Below are 23,989 nucleotides of genomic sequence, written 5' to 3'. Positions count from 1 at the left end.
TAATAATATTTACGGGAGATACAAGCGGATATATTCGCTTGTATCTCCCGTAATCCTTTATAAATCCAAAAGTAAAAATCCAGCTAATCAGCAAAATCAGCGTAATCCTGAGAAAGACAAACTCCGCTATTTTTATTAATTTGCGCGAATGAATTTTCTCGAAGTCTCAAACATCAGCAAGGAACTGCACGGCGCTTATATTTTAAAGAATGTCAGCTTCACACAACACGCATTTCAGAAAATAGTGATCGCGGGCGAAACCGGCTCCGGTAAAAGCACCCTGATGAAAATTGTGGGCGGCATGGCCCAGGCAGATGCCGGTACGGTGATGTTTGAAGGCAAACGTGTGAAAGGAGCGCTGGAAGTATTGATTCCAGGGCATCCCGGCACGGCCTATCTTTCCCAGCATTTTGAACTGAGAAATAATTACCGGGTGGAAGAAATTCTGTCCTATGCCAATAAGCTCACCGATGAAGAAGCCGCAGAGATCTACGACATCTGCCGGATTTCACATCTGCTCAAAAGAAAAACAGATCAGTTGTCGGGTGGTGAAAAGCAACGCATTGCCATGGCAAGACTCCTCATTTCTTCTCCCAGGCTGTTTTTGCTGGATGAGCCCTATTCCAACCTGGACATGATCCATAAAAGCATCCTGAAAAAAGTGATCAGTGATATAGGCGATAAGCTCGGTATCACCGTGATGCTGATTTCCCACGATCCGATGGATATCCTGCCCTGGGCAGATGAAATACTGGTGATGAAAGACGGGGAAATTGTACAGCAGGGATCTCCGCAACAAATCTATAACCAGCCGGTGAATGAATATGTAGCCGGGTTATTTGGAAAATATAATCTCCTTTCCCCGGGGAAAGCCGCTGTGCTGGACGGATTGCCCGGCATTACACTGAATGGTAAAAGCATCTTTATCCGCCCGGAGGACTTCAGAATTGTTCGTGCAAAAAAAGATGCTGTGCCCGGCAAGATCCGTGATATCGCCTACTATGGCAGTTTCTTTGAAGCCGAAGTGGCACTGGGAAATGAAGTGGTGACCATCAAAACCACGGATGCCGGCCTGAAAAAAGGCGCAGCGGTGAATATAAGCGTAGCGCCCGAAACCGTTTGGTATATCTAAGGTTTTATTCCCATGATCTTCTTGCCAGCAAACCCGTTGTAGGGTTTGTTTTGCAGCATCACCCAGGTCCTGTCCCAGGATACGGCGTAGTGTATAATCACCACTACTGCCAGTGCAATGCTTTCGCGCAGATAACCCAATGAGTGTAATGCCCACGCCGCCAATCCGAACAGGAAAAGTTCAAGTAGCAGTCGCGCTACACCGGGAATAGCTACCGGCGCTGCCTTTGGATCGTTGGGGATGCGGAATACGCCCCACAGCACTGCAGCAGTGAGCGGAAACGCCACCACCAGTACATAAGACCACCATCCGTTAACCAGGCGCCAGCCCCAGTAACCCAATATCACCAGCATTAAAATTTCCAGCAGAAAACGTACGGCTAAGTTGACAGGATGGGTATTCATGTAATAGTTTGTTCTAAATTAAATATTTTTCGTTTATCTTAAAGCTCGCTGAAAAATTAAATCGTTATGAAAAGATATTTGTTCCTGTTGAGTTTTACATTGCTCCACGTAACCGGATCCCTGTTTGCCCAATCACCCATGCGTTTTGCGAAGGATGTTAATACCATCAAGGAATTTGATAAGATGTATGCGCCTCCGGAACATCCGATCCTGTTTGTGGGCAGTTCTTCCATCAGGAAATGGGACGACCTGGAAAGGAATTTCAGCAGCTATGTAGTGCTGAACAGGGGAGTGGGCGGCGCCATTACCAACGACATCACCTATTTTGCCAACGATATTATCTTTCCCTATCATCCCCGCCAGGTAGTGATCTACGTAGGAGAAAATGATATAGTGGATGAGAAAGCCACCGCAGATTCCCTGCTGCAAAGATTTAAAGTGCTGTATACAACTATCAGAAGTAAACTGCCGGAAACACCGCTGTTGTATATTTCTATGAAACCCAGTCCTTCCCGGGTGAAGTACGTGGAGAAAGTGAAGCAGTCGAATGCACTGATCAAAGATTACATCTCCAAAGAAAAACATATCGTATACGTCGATATCTTTTCGCTGATGCTCGACAAAACGGGGAAGTCGCGCGAGGAGCTGTTTCTCAATGATATGCTGCACATGAATAAAAAGGGATACGCCATCTGGGAGAAAGCTGTTCAGCCTCACCTGTTAAAGAAGTAGATGAGCGCCGGAAGGTTTGGTATATAGAAAAAAAAGTATCTTGCCGCCTTATTAACACCTTTTTACAAAACATGATACTGGATACACTGCAGAATGCCCATCTTTACTATCGCCTGGGAGTTAAATTTATCAAGGCTTTTGAGTACCTGGCACAAACAGACCTGGCCGGCCTGGAAAAGGGGAAGTACGAAATCGATGGAAGCAATATCTTCGCTATTGTCAATGAATATGATACCGTAGACGCTTCCACGGAGCAAATGGAAGCGCATAAGAAGTACATCGATATCCAGTATATGGTGTCAGGTTCTGAACTGATTGGCCACGACTTCCTGCGTGAACAGGCGCCTTCCAAAGCATATGATGAAACTGCGGACTACCAGTTGTTTGCAGAGCATCCGATGTTTTTCTCCCGGTTGGAAAAGGGCATGTTTGCCATTTTCTTTCCTACGGACCTGCACATGCCCAACATCAAGGTAAGCACGCCTATACCGGTAAAAAAGGTAGTCATTAAAATAGCAGTGAGCCTGTAATTTTTGATGGTCATTGACCGTTTATCTATTCTATTATTAAAAGCTGCACATATTTCCTAGATTTAGGGATGCGTTCTGTTATTTTTACTTTCCTGCTGATGCATGTGTTTGGCTGCATCATAGCCCAGCCACTGCGTGTAGCCGTTGCCGGTGTATCACATGGGCATGCGGCTTTTATTCTTGGTCGCCCTGACAAAGGGGACATCCAGATTGCTGGCATCTATGAGCCTGATACGGCCGTCGCTAAATTGAGGGCCAGGCAATATCATCTTCCTGAAAATATCTTTTATACGGATCTCGGTAAAATGCTGGATGCGGTGAAACCCGCTGCAGTGCTGGCATTTGGCTCCATCAAGGCCCACCGGGAAGTGGTGGAGGCCGCCGCACCCCGGCATATTCATATTATGGTGGAAAAACCGTTGGCTACTACTGTGGCCGACGCGGTGTATATGGACTCGCTGGCCCGCCGGTACAAGGTACAGCTGCTCACCGATTATGAAACGAGCTGGTATCCGTCCGTAGCCAAAACCTTCCAGTTGCTGGAAGATAGCAGCTACGCCGGCAAAGTGAGAAAGGTGACGGTAAATGACGGCCACCAGGGACCTAAAGAAATTGGCTGCGGCCCGGAATTCCTAAACTGGCTCACCGACCCGGTGCTGAACGGCGGCGGGGCACTCATGGACTTCGGCTGTTACGGCGCCAACCTCATGACCCATCTCATGAAAAATCGTTTGCCCGTATCCGTTACCGCGGTGGCGCGTCACTTTAAACCACAGGTGTATCCCAAAGTGGAAGATGATGCCACTATCCTGGTGGACTATGGCGATACGCAGTGTACCATCCAGGCGTCGTGGAACTGGAGCTTCAGCCGGAAGGATATGGAAGTGTATGGCGACAAAGGCTATCTCATTGCCGCCGATAAGAATACCCTTATTCAACGCAATAGTGAACGGTCGCCCGCCATCACGCGCCGTATAACGGCAACGGATATACCAGTGTATGAGGATCCGTTCAACTACCTGATAGACGTGCTGAATGGTAAAGTAACCATGCCGGCAGACGGATTGTATGCACCAGCCAATAATGTAATGGTGGTGCGCATCCTGGCAGCTGCCCGCGAGTCGGTCCGTACAGGGAAGACTATTAAATTCTGATAAAAATTAACCCCATGAAATCTGTTGTTAACTACTTTAACCTCATCGGAGAATTTACCAACCCCGGAAAATTTATGTGGGGAGCCTTTTTGGCCGGCCTCACTGCCTTTATTATCGCTGTAGTACTGGTGATTGTACTGCGGAAATTTATACTGGTGCCACGTTCCAATAAAGCGCTCCGCATTATTGCTTATTGCTGGTTTTTTGTGCTGCCGCTGCTGGCAGGGTTCTTTGCTTTTAAATGGGGCTTTTTTAATAGTCTTCGTAAAGATGTAAAAATGCATGCCGGCGTATATTCAAAGCATGTACCGGCAGTATTTGATGAACAGGCATCCGCAGCCATACAATCCCTGTTCCGCAATCCGGACGGGAGCCCCGCTGATCTATCAAAGCTCACCACCAACCAGCTGATTGACACCGCCGGCACCCTGATCTATAACGTATACGGCACTACGCTGGAGCAGCAAGCCGCCAAAGAAGGCGTACAGGGCAAACTGGCTGCCTTTATGCTGCGCACCACCAAAGGTGCGGGCATTGCCTACACCATGAAAAAATACATCCGCAAAATGCTCTCGGAAAAAATAGGACTCGAAGAGGGCGTCAGTGCGGATCTTATGGAAACAAAAATTACTGCCATCATCAACGGGGGCCTGTTTATCAATATTGCCCTTATCCAGGTAGATCATTTCCTGAAAGGATTACAAAAAGGTGTATTGATCACTTTCCTGCTCATCCTCGCCATACCCTGCCTGGAGATAGGGATCGCGCATTACCTGCACCGTAAAAAGCTGAAGGCGGCAATACCGCAGCCGGCCAGTGTGTAAACATCTCTGTTGTTGTCTTTCTCCTTCAGCTCCGCCGGGAGAAAGGCAACAGCTCTTAAATAATATTTACCTGCCATATGCAACCTCGTGCCTTTCAATTATATTGAATTTTTTCTACGCCTGCGATCTTTTTAGCCGGAAGAAATCGTAACTTAACTATGCAGTAAAAACAGGATAGGCGTGAACGTTATTCCAGATGAAAAACTGATATTATGAGATTTAACTGTTTCTATATCATTTTCCTCCACATAGGTATTCTTTTTTCCGGTATCAGCTCCAAAGCCCAAACCCCTTCTTTCAACGACACTTATCAGCAGCTAAGCCGGTTTATGGATTCAGCCCTCGTGCCCATGAAGGGAGGTGCTACCAGCCTCGCTTTTTCATTGAAAGCAGAAGTGGATCATGGTGTGATCACCAAGCTGGATTGCTCCACCAATGTAGCCGGAAACCTGAAACCACGCCTTTTCAGGCTGGAAGAACTGGATATTAAATGGAATAAATTTACCGGGAAAAGTGGTAAGTATCATGTGATCATCCCCGTGTATTTTATAGTAGAGCACAACACCGGTAAAATACAACTCAACTCCAAAACAGAGTTCACTAACGGGTTTTATTTTGACGATGGCGACCTGTTCGATAACAAGCCCCTGAATAATTATTACTTCTTAAAGCCCATTTACCTGCAACGCTACCTCTGAGGCAGCCGCATGCTGCAGCCGATATTGGGACGGCGTAACGCCTTCAAACCGTTTGAAAAATTTAGTAAAATTGGAGTTGTCGAATGTTAGCTTGGTGGCAATTTCCGTCACCGTGAGCGATGGATTCTGTAGCATCTTCCTGGCTTCTTCCATTAATCTCATTTCAAAAAAGTAGCACGGTGCATGACCGGTGTGTAACTTAATAGTATTGCTGAGATGCACCGGGTGAATATACAACTGGCGCGCAAAATCCTTGATATGATACATCTGGTCTATGCGGCCATCCATCACCTGGTCGATGTGTTCATTCACCGCAGCAATAAAGTCAGCAGTAATTGCTGCTTTCCTGGTCTGATATTTCTGAGGAAGTACGGGCATGGTATTTTATATCTTACCTAAAGATACTAAATCAGGTTATCATGTAATCCGTCACAACCACTTTAACATTTCTGAAAGGTTACCTTTTCTGCGTCTGTTGTATAAAGGTTAAATTCTCCTGTTATGCGCTTTTCACTCTATTACCTGGGTATACCCCTGCTGGCTCTGTGTGCCTGCCAGGGAGGTATGAACAAAGAAATGAGAGACTATGCAGCTACTGCTGATTCTACGTCTTTCTCCAACGACATCACAAAATTGAATTCCGCTTCCCGCAAAAGAGTAAAGTCCGCCGATGTGCGGTGCCGCGTCAGTGACGTGTTCCAGGCTACCTCCCGTATGGAGCAACTGGTAACGCGCCTGGGCGGAATTGTAGTGGAAAGCAACCTGCAGAATGAATCCGTACAACATTTCAGCGTGCCTTATTCCACCGACTCGGTGAAGAGTGTTCAGCTGTACACGCCCACTGCCAACCTCACACTGAAGGTACCAGTGGAACACCTCGACTCAGTAGTGTATTCACTCACTGCCACCGCAGGGTTTATTGATCACCGCGTGGTGAAAGACCAGGATATGACCCTGAAGTACCTGGCCAATGCGTTGAAGAATGAGCGCCAGGAAACACAGGAAGCGCAGCTCAGTAAGGTTACACCTGCAAAGAAAGGAACCACGCTGGATGTGGTGGAGTACAAAGACCAGAAAGCCGCTGCTGCCATCGACCGGCAGATGGATAACCTCGTAATCCTCGATGATGTGGCTTATTCTACTTTCACGGTGCAATTGTTCCAGCCACAGGTAACCGATGAGCAAGTGGTCATCAATCCGGACCGTGTAATCCGCGCCGGCTTTGGCACAGAGCTGTTGGTGGCCCTGCGCAATGGCGCTGAAATTTTCCGCAACATCCTGCTTTTCTTTATACAGTTATGGCCTTTCCTGCTGGCAGGTGCATTGGGCTGGCTGGCCTACCGCAAATTATTATTACGTAAGCATTAACCTTTAGTAAGAAACGTTCCCAGTATTTTATTAAACTCCGCCGGTCGCTCCATCATGGGCGCATGACCACACCTGTCTATCATCACCAGGGTGGCATGCGGCAGGTAACGTCTGAATTCCAGGGCTACTTCCGGCGGAGTAATTTTATCTTCCGTTCCCCAGATCAATAATGTTTGCACAGGAATTTCCGGTAGTATCGCCGCTACATAATTACGGTTGGCAGATTTCGCCATCCTTACAATGCAGATGCATTTCTGTGCATCAGTAGTAGTTTGAAATACTTCTGCCACCAATGCATCGGTAGCAACTGCAGGATCGTAAAAAGTGTAGGCCACCCGTTCTTTTATATATGCATAATTGCCCCGCTTAGGATAACTACCCATGCTGGTATTTTCATACAAACCGGAGCTGCCCGTGAGGATTAACCTGGCTACCCGTTCAGGAAAGCGGTGTGTGTATAGGATGGCTACATGCCCTCCTAATGAATTGCCCACCAGGATTACGTTTTGGAGCCCGGCCTCCCGGATGTATTGATCAAGAAAATCGACGAGGTATCCCAGCTGGTCGCCGGTATGCGCACTGTAAATCGGAAGAGGTGGGATGTGTATATCGTAATGCGGCTGAAAATGTGTAACAACGCCTTCCCAGTTACTAAGTCCGCCGAAAAGTCCGTGCAATAAGATCATGCTTTGTTTCATATCTTTTTTGATACAAAACTATTACGGGAAAAATTGGGCGGCCGTGATCTCAGTCACAAAAATTACGGGTCCGGTCCAGGAGGAACAACCGTGCCCTGCTCAGCGCTTCCCGGCTGATATACAGGTACCGTGCAATATTGGTGAGTGATACTTTTTGTATGATGGCGGGGCGCCGTTCCAGCAGGAACCGGTAACGCTGCAGCGGACTTTTTAAAGAAAGGATGTACTGGTGTTCGGACTGCTGTTCCAGCAGTTCCTGGTACAGCTGCAGGTTTACATGCAGCAGGTTCATGTGCAGGTCGTACAGGGGCTGCAGCTTTTTGATATTTATTCTCAAAATTACGGCGTCTTCCACGGCAATAATGCTGATAGCGGAAGGCGCTTTTCTATTATAGCTTTCACAGTTGGCGAGAAAATCATCTGCAAAGCCGAATTTTACGATCTTCTCATTTCCTTCTTCATCCAGGATAGCGAATTTGAACATGCCGGATATAACAAAGGCGGAGTAGCGGGCTACTTTGCCGTATCTCAGGAAGACGTCTCCTTTTTTTATGTGCTTTACGGTGGCAATGTTATCCAGCAACTGCCACTCTGCCCGGGTTACTACGGGGTATTTTTTCATGAGCCGGTCATACCAGGCGGGCAATACATGATCCATAGCGGCATTGTTTGCCTGCAAGATAATGATTCACCGTTATTTTTCTTCCCAAAAAAAAGCAGCAGGGATACGTCCCCTGCTGCAGGTTGATGATATACTAGTTGTCTTACTTAGCCTGGTCCCGTAATGCTTTTATCTGGTCGTGCGAGCGTCTCAGCTCTGCTTTTTGTTGTGTCAGGAGTTCCTTGATGTAAGCGGGCAGCGTTTCATGTTCTATCGCATCTTTATAGGCCCGTTGTGCAGCGTCTTCCCCGGCTTCGCAGTTGGAGAGCACTGTTTTACGGTCATGGCCGGTGAATACTGCTTTTACATCCATCCAGGCACGATAAAGTTTGCCGCTGGCTGTGGTACCGGAGTCCATTGTTCCGCCGTTGGCCTGTACTTCATTACCGAGTGCATTTCTGAGCTGGTGACTTTCCGCAATCATATCGGTAAAAAGAGGTCTCAGATCGGCATTACCTTCTTCCAGTTCCTTCAGCGCTTTTTCATAACCTGCAATGCGATCGTTGTTGATGGCAATCAGGTCGTTCAATACCTCGTTAGTGGCAGTTGGTGTGATAGTTTCCATGGTAATTTTTTTTAGATGTACCAGGTATCCACCATAAAGCATACCAGTACCGGCCGGCAGTGGAATGATGCTACTGGCAAGGGAGAAGCGGTAAAGTGCTTTTATAAAGTAAAAAAAGAAGTGTAGAAGCGTTTAATCATTCTGTGGCAGAACTTCGCAGGTATTGCGGACGGAAATGTGGTACACGGCCGTTTCCTCAAAACGGGAAGCTACCACGATCTGCGTGCCGTTAGCGTGCTGGTCAAAAAGTTCCTGTACCAGCGCAGGACTGTTATTATCCCTGGAAAGATGGGCCAGCAGGAGATGACTCATAAAAGGTGGCCGGTAGGTAGTAAATATTTCCAGGGCCTGTTTATTGGATAAATGTCCTTTCCCGCCCCGGATACGCTTTTTCAGGTAATAAGGATATCTGCCTTTGTCCAGCATCTCTTCGTCGTAGTTCGCTTCCAGGAAAGCGGCATGACATTGTTGAAAATGGCGGATCACATGCTCGCAGGGAGCGCCGATATCGGTAAAGATCCCGATGGTTACCGCGTTGCCGGCTACAATAAAACTATGGGGCTCGGAAGCGTCGTGATGTTTAGGGAAAGCGGTTACCGACAGGGTACCAATCTGTACCGGTTCGTAAGGGTTAAACGACATCACCAGCTGTTCTTCCAGGGTGAGGCCGCCATGTATCATTGTCATGTTGGTAATATATACCGGCAGGCGGTACTTTTTTGCCAGCACAGTTACGCCCCGGATATGGTCGATGTGTTCGTGTGAAATAAATATCGCTTTTACCTTGCTCATGGTAAGTCCCAGGCGGGCCATCCGTTTTTCGGTTTCCCTGCACGAAATCCCTGCGTCTACCAGCACGGCTTCACTGTCGTTCCCGATGTAATAACAGTTTCCGTTGCTTCCCGAATTCAATGATGTAATAAATAGCGACATGTGGGCAAAGGTAAAATTTCAAGTCGAGATTTGCTGAGATGGGTATTTTGATATGCAACATTGTTGCAAATTATTTTATTTGTTATATTTGTTTTATTATGTTTGCAGGACATAACGAACCTGATCCTGATGCTCTTTTTACGCTGGGGTGTTTCCCCTGAAATTTTCCGTATCGGCGGTTTTGCGCTGCGGTACTACAGTTTGGGCTTTATGCTGGCTTTTGTGGCCTCGTATATGATATTGCTGTATGTATTCCGGCGGGAACGGCAGTCGCCCGAAATGCTGAACCGGCTGCTGGTATATATCATCACCGGTACGTTGGTGGGGGCGCGCCTCGGCCATTGTTTGTTCTACGACTGGGCATACTACCGGGAACATCTTTGGGAGATCATCCTGCCATTTACCTTTTCGGGTGGCCAGTTTACTTTTACGGGCTACCAGGGACTGGCCAGTCACGGCGCGGCCATCGGGATTGTATTGGCTTCCATACTTTTCAGTTACCGTTTCCGGGTGCCGCTTATGTGGCTGCTGGATCACCTGGCGCTGGTAGTGCCGCTGGCAGGCGCGTTTATCAGGACTGGCAACTTCTTTAATTCCGAAATTATCGGTACGCCGGCCACGCTGCCATGGGCCGTGGTATTTACCAGGGTAGATGATATACCGCGGCATCCTGCCCAACTGTACGAGGCGCTGGCATATCTGCTCATTTTTGGATGGCTGTGGTTTTTGTACCGGAATCGCCCGGAGCCTGGTAAACTGTTTGGCTGGCTGCTGACGGGTGTATTCAGCGCCCGCTTCCTGATCGAATTTATGAAAGAAAACCAGGTGGCTTTTGAAGCCGGCCGCCTGCTGGATATGGGACAGTTATTAAGCCTCCCATTGATTGTGTTAGGTATTTATTTTTTAATTTTTTATAAGCAGAGATATGGATAGGGATGAGCGTATCAAGGTGTATATATTGACCGGGTTCCTCGGAGCGGGCAAAACCACTGTGCTGAACAGTTTATTGCGGCAGTTCATTGGGCATAATAATATTGTGATCGAAAATGAGTTTGGAAAGGTGAATATAGACGCCGGCCTGATCACCGAAAAAATAGACCAGCTGTATGAACTCACCAGCGGCTGCATTTGCTGCTCATTGGATAACGATCTGCTGGAGGTGTTGGGAAACATCCTGCAAAAAGAAGAGCGGCCGGATCATGTATTTATTGAAACCACCGGTATTGCCGATGCAGGCAACATCATTGGTATGTTCCACATGCCCGACGTGCAGCGGCATTACGCGCTTGCGAGCACCGTTTGTGTGGTGGATGCGGAAAATATTTTTGAAAGATTGCAACAGGTGCCGGAAGCCGGTAAACAACTTTCCTGTGCAGACGTAATCATCATCAATAAAATAAAGCAGCTGGCGCTACCGCAACTGATTTATCTTTCCCAACAGCTGGAGCAAATGAACCCGCTGGCGTTTATCACCACTTCAGAAGATGGGTCTGTTGCCCTGAAGGAATTGCAATTCCCGGAGAAGCCGGTAGGCGCCGCTGTTTCGGCTGTTGCGCCGGTGAAGCATCCGCATAAAGTGAACACGGTATTGTTTGAATCGCCGGAAGCCTTTGATCTGAACATGCTGGTATTTGTACTGGATTTTCATTTCAATGCTTACCCGGACCAGCTATACCGTATCAAAGGGTATATCCGGGTAAAGGACACGCCTGAAAAAATGCTGGTACAATCTACCGGGAAGTACCTGCACATACAACCGGCAGGAGAGTGGGGTACTGCCACTCCATCTTCCACACTGGTATTTATCGGGAAAGAATTAAAAACACCTACTATCCACCGGATACTCACGCCGGCGCTGAGAAAATAATTTTATGGAAAAATCAGGTACCGGCATCTTTCCTGAAATTCATTGTTATGATCAGCGCCCGGAGTTTTACCACATTACTGATAGTCATCCTTACTTTACCCGCCACTTTCGTATATGCCTGGCCGTTGGCAAGCGCATTGTCCGTACCAGCGGCAACTATCCTTAATCTGCTGTTTTCAAATGGAGCAATGCCTCCTGCGTCTGTAGGCGGTCTGCCGCTTCCGGCGGGATTTACACGCGTGCCGCAACCGGCCGGCAGTTTTGGCGCCTGGCTGCGGTCCATGCCCCTGAAGCAGGATAACAAAGTATATCTTTATAACGGGCATTTAAAGGGTAATCAACAGGCACAGTATGCCGTACTGGATATTTCTACCGGCAACAAAGACCTGCAGCAATGCGCGGATGCCGTGATCCGCCTGTACGCGGAATACCTGTATCACACCAAACAGTTGGGAAAGATTGCTTTTCATGCCACCGATGGCACGCTGATGGATTACAATAGCTGGATGCAAGGCGACCGGTTTGTATTAAAACAAAACCGCCTGGTGAAAGTAAGAAAGGCTGCGGCATGCAGCGGGCCGGCCTGTTTCAGCAACTACCTCGAAACCGTATTCTCCTGGGCTGGTACCTTATCACTCAGCAAGGAACTACTACCGGTAAAGGATACACGTAAAATACTGCCTGGGAATGTGTTTATTAAAGGTGGTTCCCCTGGTCATGCGGTGATTGTAATGGATGTGGCGGAAAATGCCGCCGGTGAAAGAATTTTCCTGCTGGCGCAGAGTTACATGCCTGCGCAGAACATCCATGTATTGAAAAATCCGGGTGGCGCCACGCCCTGGTACCCGGCCGGATTTACAGGAAAACTGCTGACACCGGAATGGGTGTTCGATGCCGGGGAGCTGGCGCAGTTCCGCTAAAAAAATATGCCTGTTTACAAAGATTGTAAACAGGCATACACTTATTTAACCTGGTCAGGTATGTGGGAAATATTCATTTTCCACTTCACCATCTGCATATAATTTCAGGATAGCGTAACCGGGAGGCGTTTCAAAGTAATAACCTTCGCCGGCAGATTCCTTATCGCCTTTTTCCCACCAAAACCCGCTCATGGCGCCATTGCAGCAATAGCGTACGCCATTGTACACTGCGTTGTCGGAAAGATGATTATGCCCGCTGAGGCATACCTTTACTTTATCGCGGTGTTTGAAAAAGAGCGCTTTCAACCGCTGATGATCGGAGTGGCCGCCACCTACCAGGATGGGGGTAATTCCAAGGATCGGGTAGTGCGACATCAGCAGCGTGGGCGTTCCGGCAGGCAGCTTTTGCAGGTCCTGCTCCAGCCACTGGTACTGTTCTTCGTCCAGTGATATTTTTTCATTGTTGCCATCCAGGATAATGAAGTGCCATCCTTTGCGGGTGAAGCTGTAATAGCGGTGCGGAATGTTGAGCCGCTTTACTACATAGTCTTTGCCATACATGCTGTCGTCTTTGGAGGGCGCCTTCCACCAGGTATCATGATTGCCGATACAGCTGTAGAGATCATATGATTTCAGAGTGCTGATGCATTCATCCCAGATCTGCCAGAGTTGTGTAACCCTTTCCCTTTTTACGGTATCGTAGGAGGCGTCGAAGATAGAGTCGCCGCCATTGAGAAAGAAGTCCACCTTTTTGGTTTTTATTTCCTCCAGGCATTTTTTAAATCTTGCGGGTGCGTTGAGGTCTTCACGTATATGCACATCCGTTATATGCGCCACGGTGAGTACCGGTGTACATTTGCCGCTTGCCGCCGCCTTTACCGCGGCCGGTCCCAGCAGGGTGCCGGCTGCCATGAGCCCGGTGTGTTTGAGGATATCTCTTCTGTTCATATTCATGTTTATTGCCAGTCGAAAATCTGTTTCAGTGCAAGATTCAGCGCTACCTGCGTATAGGGTACCGGGCGGTAGTAATACTTGGGCTCCGTGAACTTGCGCAGGTTGGTTTCCGTTGCCAGCGTGCCGCCTGCAACGCCATTTTTCAGGTATACGGTTACGTTTTCCCCGATGCTGCCGGCTTTATAGTAAACCAGCGTGATACCGAGGGAATTCTTTTCTTTTTTATCTTCTGCAGGAATATCTGTGCCTTTATCTATCAGGATAATATCTTCCACGCCATCGCCGGTAAGATCAAATTTACCTAAGCCGGGGAAGTACATGCCTTCCGGGATTTTCTCCAGCAGTTTACCGGCATGCCATCTCATAAGGTCGTCATAGCGGTAACCTTCCATGGCGAACTCGATCCTTTTTTCGCGGCGTATTTCCAGCAGCACACCTTTCATGGCGCCGGTTACATCCGGGTATTTTGCGGCCTGTACGGGATCGGGGGCTGCATTGCTGGCGGCCAGGTTCAGTGCAGGCATACCAGCGCGGGCGCGCAGCAGGTTTACCGACTGATCGAGGTCGGTTTGTGTGAGCGTATTCAGTTCCGCTTTGGCTTCTGCAAGGGTAAGCAGGGCTTCGGCGTAGCGGTACACGGGAAAGTCCACGCTATTGGCAATCACATTGTCGTTGCTGTTAATATATCCCTTCAACTGGTGGTAGCCGGTGAAGTTTTTATTCAGCCGCTGAATATACGGCCTGGTATCGCTGACGCGGGCGAAGCCCGGTCCTGCAAGGGTTTGGCGCATACGCGGGTCGCGGTTCTGGAATTCGGCTACAAAGGTTAGCTTATCATAACCAGGGATATCGGTGAAGCGTTTACCATCTTTCATCAGGTAGGTTTGTACCAGGTCGCGGGAAACGGATTGTTCATAATCCCCGAAAACGTTCCCGTTGATATTGCCGCCACGTCCTTTGTTCAAATCGTAAATATTGGTGAGGATTACTTCCTTGTTAAGCAGGAGATCCTGGCTGGAAAACAGGGCGGCATAATCCTGGTCGGGTTTACCGGTGTTGTAAATGGTAAAGTTGCCGGAGTTGATAATATCCTGTGCCTGTACCCGTGCGCTGTCGAGGAAGCGTGCGGCGGTGCCTGCGAGGTTCAGTTCCGGGTGATATTTACGGTAGGTACCTTCAAACAGGGCAATACGGGCGTAGAGCATTTTAGCGGCCCACAGTCCGGGTGTGCCGGCAGGTACGCTGGCGCGGATATGTGTAGTGGCAAACACGAGGTCGGCCATCATACTGTCTACCACCATGGTGCGGGGATCGCGGGCTTTGAGCAGGTCAGCATCGCCGGGATTCAATGTCCTGCCATACCAGGGAACATCAGAATAGCGGGCGATTTTATTAAAGTAAAACCGGGCGCGGTAATACCTGGCCAGCCCGGCATAATGATCTTTGATGTCCTGGGTAACAGCGGCCTTGTTGTAATTGTCGAGGAAGTAATTCACGTCACGGAGCCTGTTCCACTCCCAGCCGCTGGTAATGGTTTGAGAGCTGGGTGAACCGATCATGATATTTTTTATTTCCACAGCAGCAGTAGTAGCGGCGTTGTCGCTGTTCTGGTCCCCGAGGTATTCATCGGTGCCTGCCTGGTTAAGAAGTCCGTTCACATAGAGGGAGAGGTCTTCCTCGGTTTTAAAGAACAGTTCAGGAGAAATAGCATCCTGCGGATAGCGATCGAGGAAATCCTTTTTACAGGAAGCGCTGATCACCATTACCCCGATAATTATATAGCTCGTAAATTTTTTCATGTTACAATGTTTAACGTTCCGGTTTTACAGGTCAAGATTTAATCCTACTGCATATTTGCGCTGGTAAGGATATGCCCATCCATAGCCATCAATAATGGATTCCGGATCCAGGTATTTTTTGATGGAGGAGAATTCAAAGATGTTTTCACCCGTTACGTAGATGCGTAAACGATTGATGTGATAACGCCTGGTGAGTGATGCAGGCAGGGTGTAACCCAGGGTGACATTCTTGATACGCAGGTATGCTGCATTCAGCATGTATTTGGATTGCGGAATATCCAGCCCTTTTTTATCATTGTTATCTGCGAGCCACGATTGTAACACCGGGAAGTACGAATTGGTATTGGCATCTGCCAATCCTGCTTTGATATAGGATTCGCTATGCTGTGCGCGGGTAGCTTCGTTGTCGGCGGTAGCCCGGTAGTAGTCGAGGTTCCAGGGGTAAATGCTGGCGTATGGCTGTTGGTACGGGCCCCAGAATAAATAGTGATGCGGGTAGTAGTCCATTTTCCCGATGCCCTGGAGGAAAACCGAAAGATCGATGCCATTCCAGTTCATGTCGAGGTTTACGCCAAAGCGGTAATGCGGGCTGGTATTACCGATCACTTTCAGGTCTTTGGGATCTTTGACAGAAATGCCCTGTTCAATTTTGCCGTTACCGTCCAGGTCTTTGTACTTAGGCCATCCTTCTACGATTTCGAGGGCGCCCCAGGGGATGATGGCAGATTGATCCAGTTTATTGATCTCATCTTTATTTTTAAAATAGCCATCGTTGGTAAGTCCCCATATTTCGCCATAGGTTTGACCTTCCCAATACCTGGAGCCAAACAGTTGCTGGTCGTTCTTAAAACGGGTGATTTTTGTTTTATCATCTGATAAAATAACTTTTATTCCGAAGCCCAGTGGTTTGGAAGCCACGTTAAAGTCGTTGCGGTAGCCGAGGCTCAGTTCCCATCCGCGGGTGGACAAATCGGCCACGTTTTGGTTTGGAGCGCGGGTACCCAGTACGGCGGGTAATTCCTGCCCTGCGGCCAACATGCCGGTGGTGTTACGGATAAAGTAGTCGAAGCTGGCCTGGAATTTATTCTGCACAAAGCCCATGTCGGTACCCACGTTGGTGGTGGTTACTTTTTCCCAGGTGTAGTTGGCCGGATCTACCTGCAGTGATGGTGCGCCGGTAACCACAGTTTGACCAGCATTGCCACCGATCAGGTAGTCTGATTTTTTGGTGCCCAGGGTTTGGAGATAGCCAAAATAAGCTACGCTCTGATTACCCAAACTTCCGTAGGATCCCCTGAATTTGAGGGTGGAAATTACTGGCAGCGTATTCCGCATAAAGCTCTCTTCGCTGGCGATCCAGGCCGCAGATACAGAAGGGAACATTCCCCAGCGGTTGCTGGAAGGGAAGCGGGAAGACCCATCGTACCGGCCATTTGCTTCTATGATGTAGCGGTCTTTAAAAGTGTAATTAATTCTCCCGAAAAAACTACGGATAGCATACGAATAATATTCCGTACCCACCGCCGGATCACCACTGGTAAGCGCGATGTAGGGGAGGGAAGAAGAGATCAGGTTTTGCTTGGATGCATTGATCAGCTGCCACTCATAACTTTCCTGGTTATAACCGGCCAGTAAAGTGATGTTGTGTACTTTACCGAGGGTTTTGTGGTAATTGGCAAAGAGGTCTATTACATCATGACTGATAGTTCCGTTATTCTCCGTCACTGCGCCGTTACCACCTTCCTGGCGGACATCGTCTGGTCCGTAGCCGATCTTATATTTTTTCTGGTCGATGTGGTATTTCCAGAGTTCTCTTTTGATGCTGGCGTCGCCGGTGATGGTGAGTTCATTGTTAAGGAAAGAAGCCACGCCGCGGATGATATCCTGGAAACCAAAACGGGTTTGGGTGTTGCGCCCTCCGTCTACCAGTTTGGCAGCTAAATTTCCTGCGGCGGTGTTGGCCCAGGTGCCGTCCGGATTTACGGCTACCTGGGTGGGTTGCAGGTAGTATACGTCCGTAATATTATAGGCTGGCGCGTCGGCTTTTGTCTGGTAGATGTTCATATTATTATCTACCTGTAACCATTTGATAGGTTTGAGGCTGATCTTTCCACGTAATCCGTAACGTCCCCAGTCGTCTTTTGCCAGTTTATTCAATCCGTTTTCTTTGGTATAGTCGGCAGAGAGCAGGTAGCTGATGGGTAATTTCTTCGCTGTTTCTGCGCTTCCGCTGAGGGAAATAGCGTGATACTGGGAAAAATTATTTTTACTGAAGAAGTAATCATTCCAGTTGTTGCTGCCCATGTACGCCCATTTGGTAGGATCGCTCGGATCAACGCGGGTATCAGGCAGGGAAGGGTTTTCGGATCTTTCTTTTGCCCATTTATAATACTCGTCTGAATAATTTACATAGTCCCACGGCGTATTATCGGTAGCTGTTTCCAATACGCGTGAGTAAATATAGGGATCGGTGATAGCGTCCGGCATAATGGTGCGGCGCGACATGGCGAAGTAGTTACTATAGCTGACGGTTTGTTTGCCGCCGGTGGTACCTTGTTTGGTGGTGATGAGAATAACGCCGTAGGCCGCGCGTGCGCCGTAAATGGCGGCAGAAGCGGCATCGCGCAGAACGGAGATGGACGCGATATCTGCGGGGTTGATGCGTAACAGGTCGTCCATTACTGCGGCAATACCATCGATCACGATAAGCGGAGCAATATTACCGTTAGAAGAAGCGATACTGGCCACACCCCTGATGTTGATAGTAGGCGTTTGTCCGGGCCGGCCGCCGGGGTAGCTGATATTCAGCCCGGGACTGAGGCCCTGCAAGCCCTGCATCACATTGGCAATGGGACGGGCAGCCAGTTGTTTACCGGAGATCTGGTCGATGGCGCCGGTTACATTCAGCTTTTTCTGCGTACCATAACCTACCACAATCACTTCTTCCATAGAATTTTTTGAAGGTTCCATGGTGATGGTAAGGGTTTCGCGGCCGCTGAGTGACACTTCCTGCTGATCAAAGCCTACGTAGGTAAGCACGAGGATGGCATTTTCAGGTACCTTTAATTCAAAGTCGCCTTTTACATCCGTAACAGTGCCTATGGACGTGTTTTTAAGCCTTACGCTTACGCCTGGCAATACCTCGCCGGTAGGATTCACTACGTGTCCTTTTACCAGGTTGTCTTTACTCACCACCGCCTCCGGGGCAATCACGATCAGTTTGTCGGACATTTTCCGGAAGTGAAGGGAGGTATTGTTGAGGATTTCGTTCAATACTTTGTCGATAGACCAATCTTTTGCATCGATGGATATTTTATGGTTTAACGGAAGATTATCATCGTTATAAACAAACCTGTAATGGCTGTTCTTCTCCAGCAGGGTGAGGGCTTTATCCAACTGCACCTGCGTGAGCTTCACTGTTATGGTGGATTGAGAATGTACCTTTGCGCTTACGTGTAAACAGGCAACGGTGACAAGCAGCATAGAAAGCTTCATAAAAATTAACAGTTTATACAACCTCCGGCCGGGCGGAAGCCAATTGTCCACTGTACTTTTTTTCATACATTTGTTTTGTTGGTTAATTAATTTGTTGATGGAAAGTTTACCCAATACAAAGCTGTTAACCGATATTTACACGGGGAATGGTGCGAACATTTCCCGTTTTTTTTCGGTTTTAAGCGGTCCTTGATAAATTAGTAATTACTCGTTGTTCAGACTGTCAGTTTGATTTTTTTACAGGTGAAAGAAATGTTAGTCAATCCATATTTTGCCTTCTGCATCTTTATGCCATGAAAACGATAGGGTTGTTTCCAGGGCATTCAATACTTCTTCCAGGCTTTCTGATTCGAAAACACCAGTAAAGTAGAGTTGTTTTTTACGGTTGTCACTAAAGTTGATTTCCACCCCATACCACTGCTCCAGCATATATACTACTTTGTCGAGCTGCATATGTTTAAAGGCCAGTTTATTTTGTACCCAGGCCGTTTCCGGAATGATGCTATCTCTTAATGTGGTGAGTTTTGTTTTATATACGACGACAGGGATATTTACTGTGGTGGTGTTTTCTGTTGTTACGGCTGTTGCCGGGTGTACTGGCACTGTTAATTTTTCGTTGGGCTTCAGCGATACTACCTGGCTGGAAGCATCATTCAGCACCACTTCCACGGAGCCTTGCACGAGCGATGCTACTGCACTGTCTTCCTGCGGATAGGCCCTTACATTAAAGGAAGTACCGAGTACCCTCACATTAAAGGCTTTTGTATGAACGCGGAAGGGGCGTTCCGCATCGGCGGTTACCATGAAAAAGGCTTCTCCTTCCAGGGTAACTTCCCGTGGCTGATGTGCGGCGAATTGTTGGGGATAGTCCAGTTTACTGCCGGCATTGAGCCATACCCTGCTACCATCGGGTAACAGCACCTGTGAGCGCATGCGTTTGTCGGTCACCAGCTGTGATAAAGCCGGTGGCAGTTTTGCTTTTTGTGTGTACCGCCAATATCCGCCCAGGGCGAAGAGCAGGAGAAGTCCTGCTGCGATGCCGCTGTACAGCAACCATCTGCGTCCCCCTGCGGGCGTTTCCTCATAGGGCGTAGTGTCGGGCAGGTTTTGCAGGCGTTGCTGGTGTTTTTCCAGCTGCAGCTGCACCTGCATTGGTGTGTATACTTTACCTGCCGGTGCCCAGTTTTGCGCAAACACTTCCCGGATGTAGCTGGCATCCGGGTATTGCTGCAGCAATTGTTCCAATGCAGCAGCTTCTTTTTCAGTTAATTCGCCGGCCATTTCGCGGGCCAGCAACGCATAAAGTTTTTCCTGATCCATAGTGTCAGTGAAGAACAAAAAGGCGCCTGTTTTAGTGTAGGAGGCAATTTTGTTCCTGCATCTATAAGAAGGACAAACTAAACAGTGAAAGTTCCCTAAAGGAAATCAAAAAAAAAATTATGAGTCCAGCCGGAGGTAGGTTTGGGCGGTTTCGTCGGACAGGTCGAAGCGGATGGCCTGGGATATTTTTTTAACGGCGATGGTGAGTTGTGCGTCTACCGTCTTAGTGGAAATATTCAGTAGCTCTGCTACTTCGCGGTAGCTGAGGCGGTCTTGTTTTATTAAGCGGAAAATCAGCTGGCAGCGGGACGGCAGGCTGCGGATGGCTCTTTCTATTTTTTGAGATACTTCGGCGGATACCATTCCGTTCTCTGCATCGGGGGCAATGGCCAGCATGTCTGTATTCAATGCATCCAGTGAATGATGCTGATGTCTTTTCTGTTGGCGGAGCGTGTTCAGGGAAAGATTTTTAGTGCTTACATACAGGTATACCACCGGGTTTTGTACGTGCGACAAATCATTCCGCTTTTGCCACAATGAAAGAAATACATCCGACACAATTTCTTCTGCCAGATGGAATGATGAAACAATGGATGCAGAAAAGTGTATCAGCCGGGCACATAATGCTATGTATAATTCATTGTACGCCTGGATACTGTTGTCATAGCAGACCCTTTCAAAAAGCCCTTTTATCTGCTCATTTTCTCTCATGGCGCAAAAATATATAAATCGGAATAAGTCTGTTATTAAGTGTTTGTTACGGTTTTGGTTGATCCGGCATTCTTTTCATAATTCAATGGACAGCAATATATACATTTCCCCCGGTATTCCATGAGAGGGTTCATAATAAACGTTTTACTTATCTTTACCTATTAGCATGACCGATTCTCCATCCATAAAGTTATCCGTTCTTACCGGGAAAATCCAGCAGGCGCTTCAACAGGTGTTTGCGGAGCAAACTTATTGGGTAGTGGCAGATATCACCAATCATTCTTACTACCAGCAAAAGGGATATCATTATTTCGACCTGGTGGAAAAAGAAGAACATGCGGGTGGTATTGTGGCCAAAGTTTCGGCGGTTGCCTGGGGAAATGGCGCTATCCGGGTAAAGGAATTTGAAATTGTTACCGGGCAGCAGTTTAAGAATGATATTCATGTATTGGTAAAGGTATCTGTAGGATACCACCAGGTGCATGGATTGCAGATTACGCTGCTGGATATAGATACCAGTTTTACGGTAGGATTGCTGGAGCAGCAGAAGCAACAAACCCTGTTGCGGCTTACCACTGAATGCGCCGATTATATCCGTAAGTCGGGCGACCGCTACATTACCCGCAACAACCAGTTGCCGTTGCCTGCTGTGATCCAGCGGCTGGCGGTGATTACATCCGGCAACTCCGCCGGGTACCAGGATTTCCGGCACACGCTGGAACATAACCATTTCGGGTATACCTTTAAAATCGACAACTATTTCACCGTAGTACAGGGGGAAACAAAAGCGGAGCTGGTGCAACAGCGGCTGATAGACATCTACCAGCGCGGGGTGCCATACGATGCCGTGGTAATTATCCGTGGGGGCGGTGCGCAAACCGACTTCCTGATCTTCGATACTTTTATCCTGGGCAGGGCGGTGGCAAAGTTCCCTATCCCCGTGATCACCGGGATAGGGCATCAGAAAAATGAAACCATCACGGATATGATGGCGCATACCGCCACCAAAACGCCTACCAAAGCGGCGGAGCTGATCATTGCGCACAACCGGTTGTTTGAAGAAGCGGTGGTCAATATGCAACAGAATATTATCATCCGTTCGCAGCAGTTGTTTTCCGCGCATTTCCAGGCATTATCTTATCTCAACAATGCCATCATTAACCAGTCGCGCACACTGCTGGCCAATCATAAAGAAGCGTTGCATGCGCGTAATAACGTGGTGCTGCATACTTCGAAGTCGATATTGCTGAACCGCCACCGGGAGCTAATGACTGTATCCAACGCGGTGTTATCCAAACCGCGGATCATTGTTTCCAACCGGCTGAATGACCTTAGCAATATGGTAGGTCGTTTCCGTTCGTTCAGCAGGTTATTTATTCAAAGCAAAAGGGGGCAGGTAGCGCATTACGACTCCCTGTTCAAACTGATGAGTCCTGCCAGTATCCTGAAACGCGGCTTTGCCATTGTATACCAGGACGGGCACATTCTTCCCGATGCAACCTCCCTCCAGCCGGGAAGTCATATCACGGTGCTGTTGCAGGATGCATCGCTGGAAGCAACTATTACTGAAAAAAATACTGTACATGAGCCAGGAACTGACATATGAAGCTGCCTATAATGAATTGCAGCTGATCGCTGAAGAAATAGAGAATGAAGCTGTTTCGGTAGATCTGCTGGCAGAAAAGGTAAAACGGGCGGCTATTCTTATTGAATTTTGCCAGCAAAAATTACGCGCCACCGAAACGGAGGTGAATAATATTATTAAACAGATGGAGGGGAATAAGTAAGCTTCTTACCAGGTAGCCATGGGGGCAAACCTGCTTCGCAGTGGCTTAGGACATACCTGGCGCATGCCTTATTCATGGAGGAAACACGGAAGTGATGTGGAGGTGACGTGGACTTGATCCGGGAACCTTCTGCTGTAAAGGATTTGAGGCCGGTGAAGCGATGGTGTTTAGACAGAAAAGCTGTCTTCTCCCTAGAAAACCTCGTTAATGCCAAAGTAAAAACCCTGCTGATCTTTTCCTCTGCCATAATCCAGCCGGATATTGACTCTTTTTTTAAACTCCCACCGGTAACCGATGCCATAGCTGACCAGTGACTGGCGGAATTCAAACTCATTGAAGCGGGGAAACACGTTGCCGCCACCTACCCATAGGGCCAGACCGCTGCGGTTGTAGATCTTCTGGCGGAGTTCCACCTGTGCGGCCACGTAGTTTTTGTCGCGGAACCGGCCTTCATAATAGCCCCGGAGACGGCTGGAGCCACCGGCTTCACCGAGCAGGCTCCAGGGAACATCGCCACTGCGTTCTTCTGCATACAGATCGGTGGCCAGTACGGCGCCTTTCCATAGTTGTTTGTACCAGTCGAACTGCAGATCCAGTTGCGAAAATACGGCTTTATTGCCCATGAACGAGGGGAAGAAACGGTATCCCAACCGTATATACATGCCTTTGTAGGCATTGGGAATAAAGTCGCGGGTGTCGTATACAATAAACGGGCCGGCCCCGATGCCGAGTACCTTTCCGGGAACCATCAGGGGTTTGCCGCCGGCAGTATCCAGTTTTTTGGTTTGTACGTTCTGGATTTGTGTGCAGAGGCCCACGAACAGGTTTCCGTTCACGTTGATGCTGAAGTCGGCCTGGAGTTTTTCTGTGAGCTGCACGTATTCCGTATAGTCATCTTTGCGGCTGCCGGCTTCATAGCCGATGCCCCAGTATTTATTGGGCCGGGAGCTGAAGGAGGCCTTTAATGCGAGCCGGAACCGGTCGTGTGGAAATATAGTGGTGTTGCTGATGCCGATTCCATAAAAGCCGGTGAGGGCGCCGGAGGCGTACACGGCGGCGTTGGAAACGGGCAGCAGGGAGTCGGTTCTATCTGTTTTATATTGTGCGGCCATCATTACGGCCAATCCGAAGCTGGTTTCGGGGGTGTATACGGGGCCGCCGATGAAGCTGAGATCTACCTTCTTCTTTTTCTTTTCTACGTTGGTATGCTGGAGGTAATACTTGATGTTATCAAAAAAACCTTTGGGCGCTGAGATGGTGGCTGTTGAGTCTGCCGTGCTTTCCTGCTGGGCATACCCTACAGCAGGCGTAACCAGTAGCAGTAGTAGTAAAATCTTTCTATCCATGTATGACAATGGAATGAATATAGGACGATTTTCAGAAAATTGACGTGGGGGTATGCAAAAAGTGTGTTAAAACATATAACGGACAGCAGCA

The 23,989-nt window shown here is 48.3% G+C and carries 24 protein-coding genes; 12 read left to right on the top strand and 12 right to left on the bottom strand.

Annotation, left to right across the window (positions count from 1 at the left end; translation table 11 throughout):
• The first annotated feature begins 148 nt into the window (after positions 1-148).
• Complete coding sequence (locus tag ACLHR0_RS17385) at positions 149-1,132, top strand: ABC transporter ATP-binding protein (protein WP_370907516.1); 984 nt, start codon at positions 149-151, stop codon at positions 1,130-1,132.
• On the opposite strand, the gene ACLHR0_RS17380 is transcribed toward ACLHR0_RS17385, so the two are convergent.
• On the bottom strand, positions 1,129-1,536 hold the full coding sequence (locus tag ACLHR0_RS17380; protein WP_436488236.1) for a YrdB family protein: 408 nt from the start codon (positions 1,534-1,536) through the stop codon (positions 1,129-1,131). The genes ACLHR0_RS17385 and ACLHR0_RS17380 overlap by 4 nt on opposite strands.
• 66 nt (positions 1,537-1,602) lie before the next feature.
• On the opposite strand from ACLHR0_RS17380, the gene ACLHR0_RS17375 reads away from it, so the two are divergent.
• From ACLHR0_RS17375 to ACLHR0_RS17355, 5 genes are all read left to right on the top strand, one after another.
• Complete coding sequence (locus ACLHR0_RS17375) at positions 1,603-2,268, top strand: GDSL-type esterase/lipase family protein (RefSeq protein ID WP_436488234.1); 666 nt, start codon at positions 1,603-1,605, stop codon at positions 2,266-2,268.
• Positions 2,269-2,339: 71 nt separating this feature from the next.
• Positions 2,340-2,798, top strand: coding sequence for a YhcH/YjgK/YiaL family protein (locus ACLHR0_RS17370; protein ID WP_436488232.1), 459 nt, complete (start codon positions 2,340-2,342; stop codon positions 2,796-2,798).
• 68 nt (positions 2,799-2,866) lie between these two features.
• The gene (locus tag ACLHR0_RS17365) at positions 2,867-3,952 is read left to right on the top strand and encodes a Gfo/Idh/MocA family protein (protein WP_370907512.1); all 1,086 of its coding nucleotides are present in this window, start codon (positions 2,867-2,869) and stop codon (positions 3,950-3,952) included.
• 14 nt (positions 3,953-3,966) lie between these two features.
• A complete protein-coding gene (locus ACLHR0_RS17360; RefSeq protein ID WP_436488229.1) occupies positions 3,967-4,776 on the top strand; it encodes a hypothetical protein in 810 nt (269 codons plus the stop codon).
• Between the two features lie 212 nt (positions 4,777-4,988).
• A complete protein-coding gene (locus ACLHR0_RS17355; RefSeq protein WP_370907510.1) occupies positions 4,989-5,474 on the top strand; it encodes a hypothetical protein in 486 nt (161 codons plus the stop codon).
• Here the strand turns inward: ACLHR0_RS17355 and ACLHR0_RS17350 are convergent.
• Positions 5,442-5,852: a helix-turn-helix domain-containing protein gene (locus ACLHR0_RS17350; protein WP_370907509.1), complete on the bottom strand. Its 411-nt coding sequence runs from the start codon at positions 5,850-5,852 to the stop codon at positions 5,442-5,444. The two genes, ACLHR0_RS17355 and ACLHR0_RS17350, sit on opposite strands and share 33 nt — an antisense overlap.
• A 123-nt stretch (positions 5,853-5,975) precedes the next feature.
• Here ACLHR0_RS17350 and ACLHR0_RS17345 point away from each other — a divergent pair, with 123 nt between their 5' ends.
• Complete coding sequence (locus tag ACLHR0_RS17345) at positions 5,976-6,842, top strand: DUF4349 domain-containing protein (RefSeq protein WP_436488227.1); 867 nt, start codon at positions 5,976-5,978, stop codon at positions 6,840-6,842.
• Here ACLHR0_RS17345 and ACLHR0_RS17340 read toward each other — a convergent pair.
• The 4 genes from ACLHR0_RS17340 to ACLHR0_RS17325 form a co-directional block, all read right to left on the bottom strand.
• Positions 6,839-7,540 carry an alpha/beta fold hydrolase gene (locus ACLHR0_RS17340; protein WP_436488225.1) on the bottom strand — a complete coding sequence of 234 codons (702 nt, stop codon included), beginning with the start codon at positions 7,538-7,540 and terminating at the stop codon, positions 6,839-6,841. The genes ACLHR0_RS17345 and ACLHR0_RS17340 overlap by 4 nt on opposite strands.
• Before the next feature lie 49 nt (positions 7,541-7,589).
• A complete protein-coding gene (locus ACLHR0_RS17335; RefSeq protein WP_436488223.1) occupies positions 7,590-8,198 on the bottom strand; it encodes a Crp/Fnr family transcriptional regulator in 609 nt (202 codons plus the stop codon).
• Between the two features lie 106 nt (positions 8,199-8,304).
• Positions 8,305-8,766, bottom strand: coding sequence for a PA2169 family four-helix-bundle protein (locus ACLHR0_RS17330; RefSeq protein WP_429049725.1), 462 nt, complete (start codon positions 8,764-8,766; stop codon positions 8,305-8,307).
• 132 nt (positions 8,767-8,898) lie between these two features.
• Positions 8,899-9,699: an MBL fold metallo-hydrolase gene (locus tag ACLHR0_RS17325; protein ID WP_436488220.1), complete on the bottom strand. Its 801-nt coding sequence runs from the start codon at positions 9,697-9,699 to the stop codon at positions 8,899-8,901.
• A gap of 102 nt (positions 9,700-9,801) precedes the next feature.
• On the opposite strand from ACLHR0_RS17325, the gene lgt reads away from it, so the two are divergent.
• Genes lgt through ACLHR0_RS17310 form a run of 3 tightly spaced genes read left to right on the top strand, consistent with a single transcriptional unit; the run spans position 9,802 to position 12,486 of the window.
• Complete coding sequence (lgt, locus tag ACLHR0_RS17320) at positions 9,802-10,632, top strand: prolipoprotein diacylglyceryl transferase (RefSeq protein ID WP_436488218.1); 831 nt, start codon at positions 9,802-9,804, stop codon at positions 10,630-10,632.
• Positions 10,625-11,566, top strand: coding sequence for a CobW family GTP-binding protein (locus ACLHR0_RS17315; RefSeq protein WP_436488216.1), 942 nt, complete (start codon positions 10,625-10,627; stop codon positions 11,564-11,566). Before lgt ends, ACLHR0_RS17315 begins: the two co-directional genes overlap by 8 nt.
• A gap of 47 nt (positions 11,567-11,613) precedes the next feature.
• Complete coding sequence (locus ACLHR0_RS17310; protein ID WP_436488214.1) at positions 11,614-12,486, top strand: DUF4846 domain-containing protein; 873 nt, start codon at positions 11,614-11,616, stop codon at positions 12,484-12,486.
• Between the two features lie 54 nt (positions 12,487-12,540).
• Here ACLHR0_RS17310 and ACLHR0_RS17305 read toward each other — a convergent pair whose 3' ends face one another.
• The 5 genes from ACLHR0_RS17305 to ACLHR0_RS17285 form a co-directional block, all read right to left on the bottom strand.
• Positions 12,541-13,434 carry a metallophosphoesterase family protein gene (locus tag ACLHR0_RS17305; RefSeq protein WP_436488213.1) on the bottom strand — a complete coding sequence of 298 codons (894 nt, stop codon included), beginning with the start codon at positions 13,432-13,434 and terminating at the stop codon, positions 12,541-12,543.
• A gap of 8 nt (positions 13,435-13,442) precedes the next feature.
• Entirely contained in the window at positions 13,443-15,239 is a 1,797-nt protein-coding gene (locus tag ACLHR0_RS17300; RefSeq protein ID WP_436488211.1) for a RagB/SusD family nutrient uptake outer membrane protein, read from the bottom strand.
• A gap of 24 nt (positions 15,240-15,263) precedes the next feature.
• Positions 15,264-18,734, bottom strand: coding sequence for a TonB-dependent receptor (locus tag ACLHR0_RS17295; protein ID WP_429049706.1), 3,471 nt, complete (start codon positions 18,732-18,734; stop codon positions 15,264-15,266).
• A gap of 255 nt (positions 18,735-18,989) precedes the next feature.
• The gene (locus ACLHR0_RS17290) at positions 18,990-20,054 is read right to left on the bottom strand and encodes a FecR family protein (RefSeq protein ID WP_436488209.1); all 1,065 of its coding nucleotides are present in this window, start codon (positions 20,052-20,054) and stop codon (positions 18,990-18,992) included.
• 117 nt (positions 20,055-20,171) lie between these two features.
• The gene (locus tag ACLHR0_RS17285; RefSeq protein WP_370907496.1) at positions 20,172-20,765 is read right to left on the bottom strand and encodes an RNA polymerase sigma-70 factor; all 594 of its coding nucleotides are present in this window, start codon (positions 20,763-20,765) and stop codon (positions 20,172-20,174) included.
• Between the two features lie 166 nt (positions 20,766-20,931).
• On the opposite strand from ACLHR0_RS17285, the gene xseA reads away from it, so the two are divergent.
• Both xseA and xseB read left to right on the top strand, forming a co-directional pair.
• Positions 20,932-22,371 carry an exodeoxyribonuclease VII large subunit gene (gene xseA / locus ACLHR0_RS17280; RefSeq protein ID WP_429049699.1) on the top strand — a complete coding sequence of 480 codons (1,440 nt, stop codon included), beginning with the start codon at positions 20,932-20,934 and terminating at the stop codon, positions 22,369-22,371.
• Positions 22,349-22,552, top strand: coding sequence for an exodeoxyribonuclease VII small subunit (xseB, locus tag ACLHR0_RS17275; RefSeq protein WP_370907494.1), 204 nt, complete (start codon positions 22,349-22,351; stop codon positions 22,550-22,552). Before xseA ends, xseB begins: the two co-directional genes overlap by 23 nt.
• A gap of 191 nt (positions 22,553-22,743) precedes the next feature.
• Here xseB and ACLHR0_RS17270 read toward each other — a convergent pair whose 3' ends face one another.
• Complete coding sequence (locus tag ACLHR0_RS17270) at positions 22,744-23,898, bottom strand: BamA/TamA family outer membrane protein (protein WP_436488206.1); 1,155 nt, start codon at positions 23,896-23,898, stop codon at positions 22,744-22,746.
• Positions 23,899-23,989: the final 91 nt, after the last annotated feature.

Origin of the sequence: Chitinophaga sp. ARDCPP14, assembly GCF_051362515.1 — a bacterium.
Classification (GTDB): domain Bacteria; phylum Bacteroidota; class Bacteroidia; order Chitinophagales; family Chitinophagaceae; genus Chitinophaga.
Note: the sequence above shows the minus strand (reverse complement) of the source record. Positions and strands in the feature narration are given on the sequence as shown.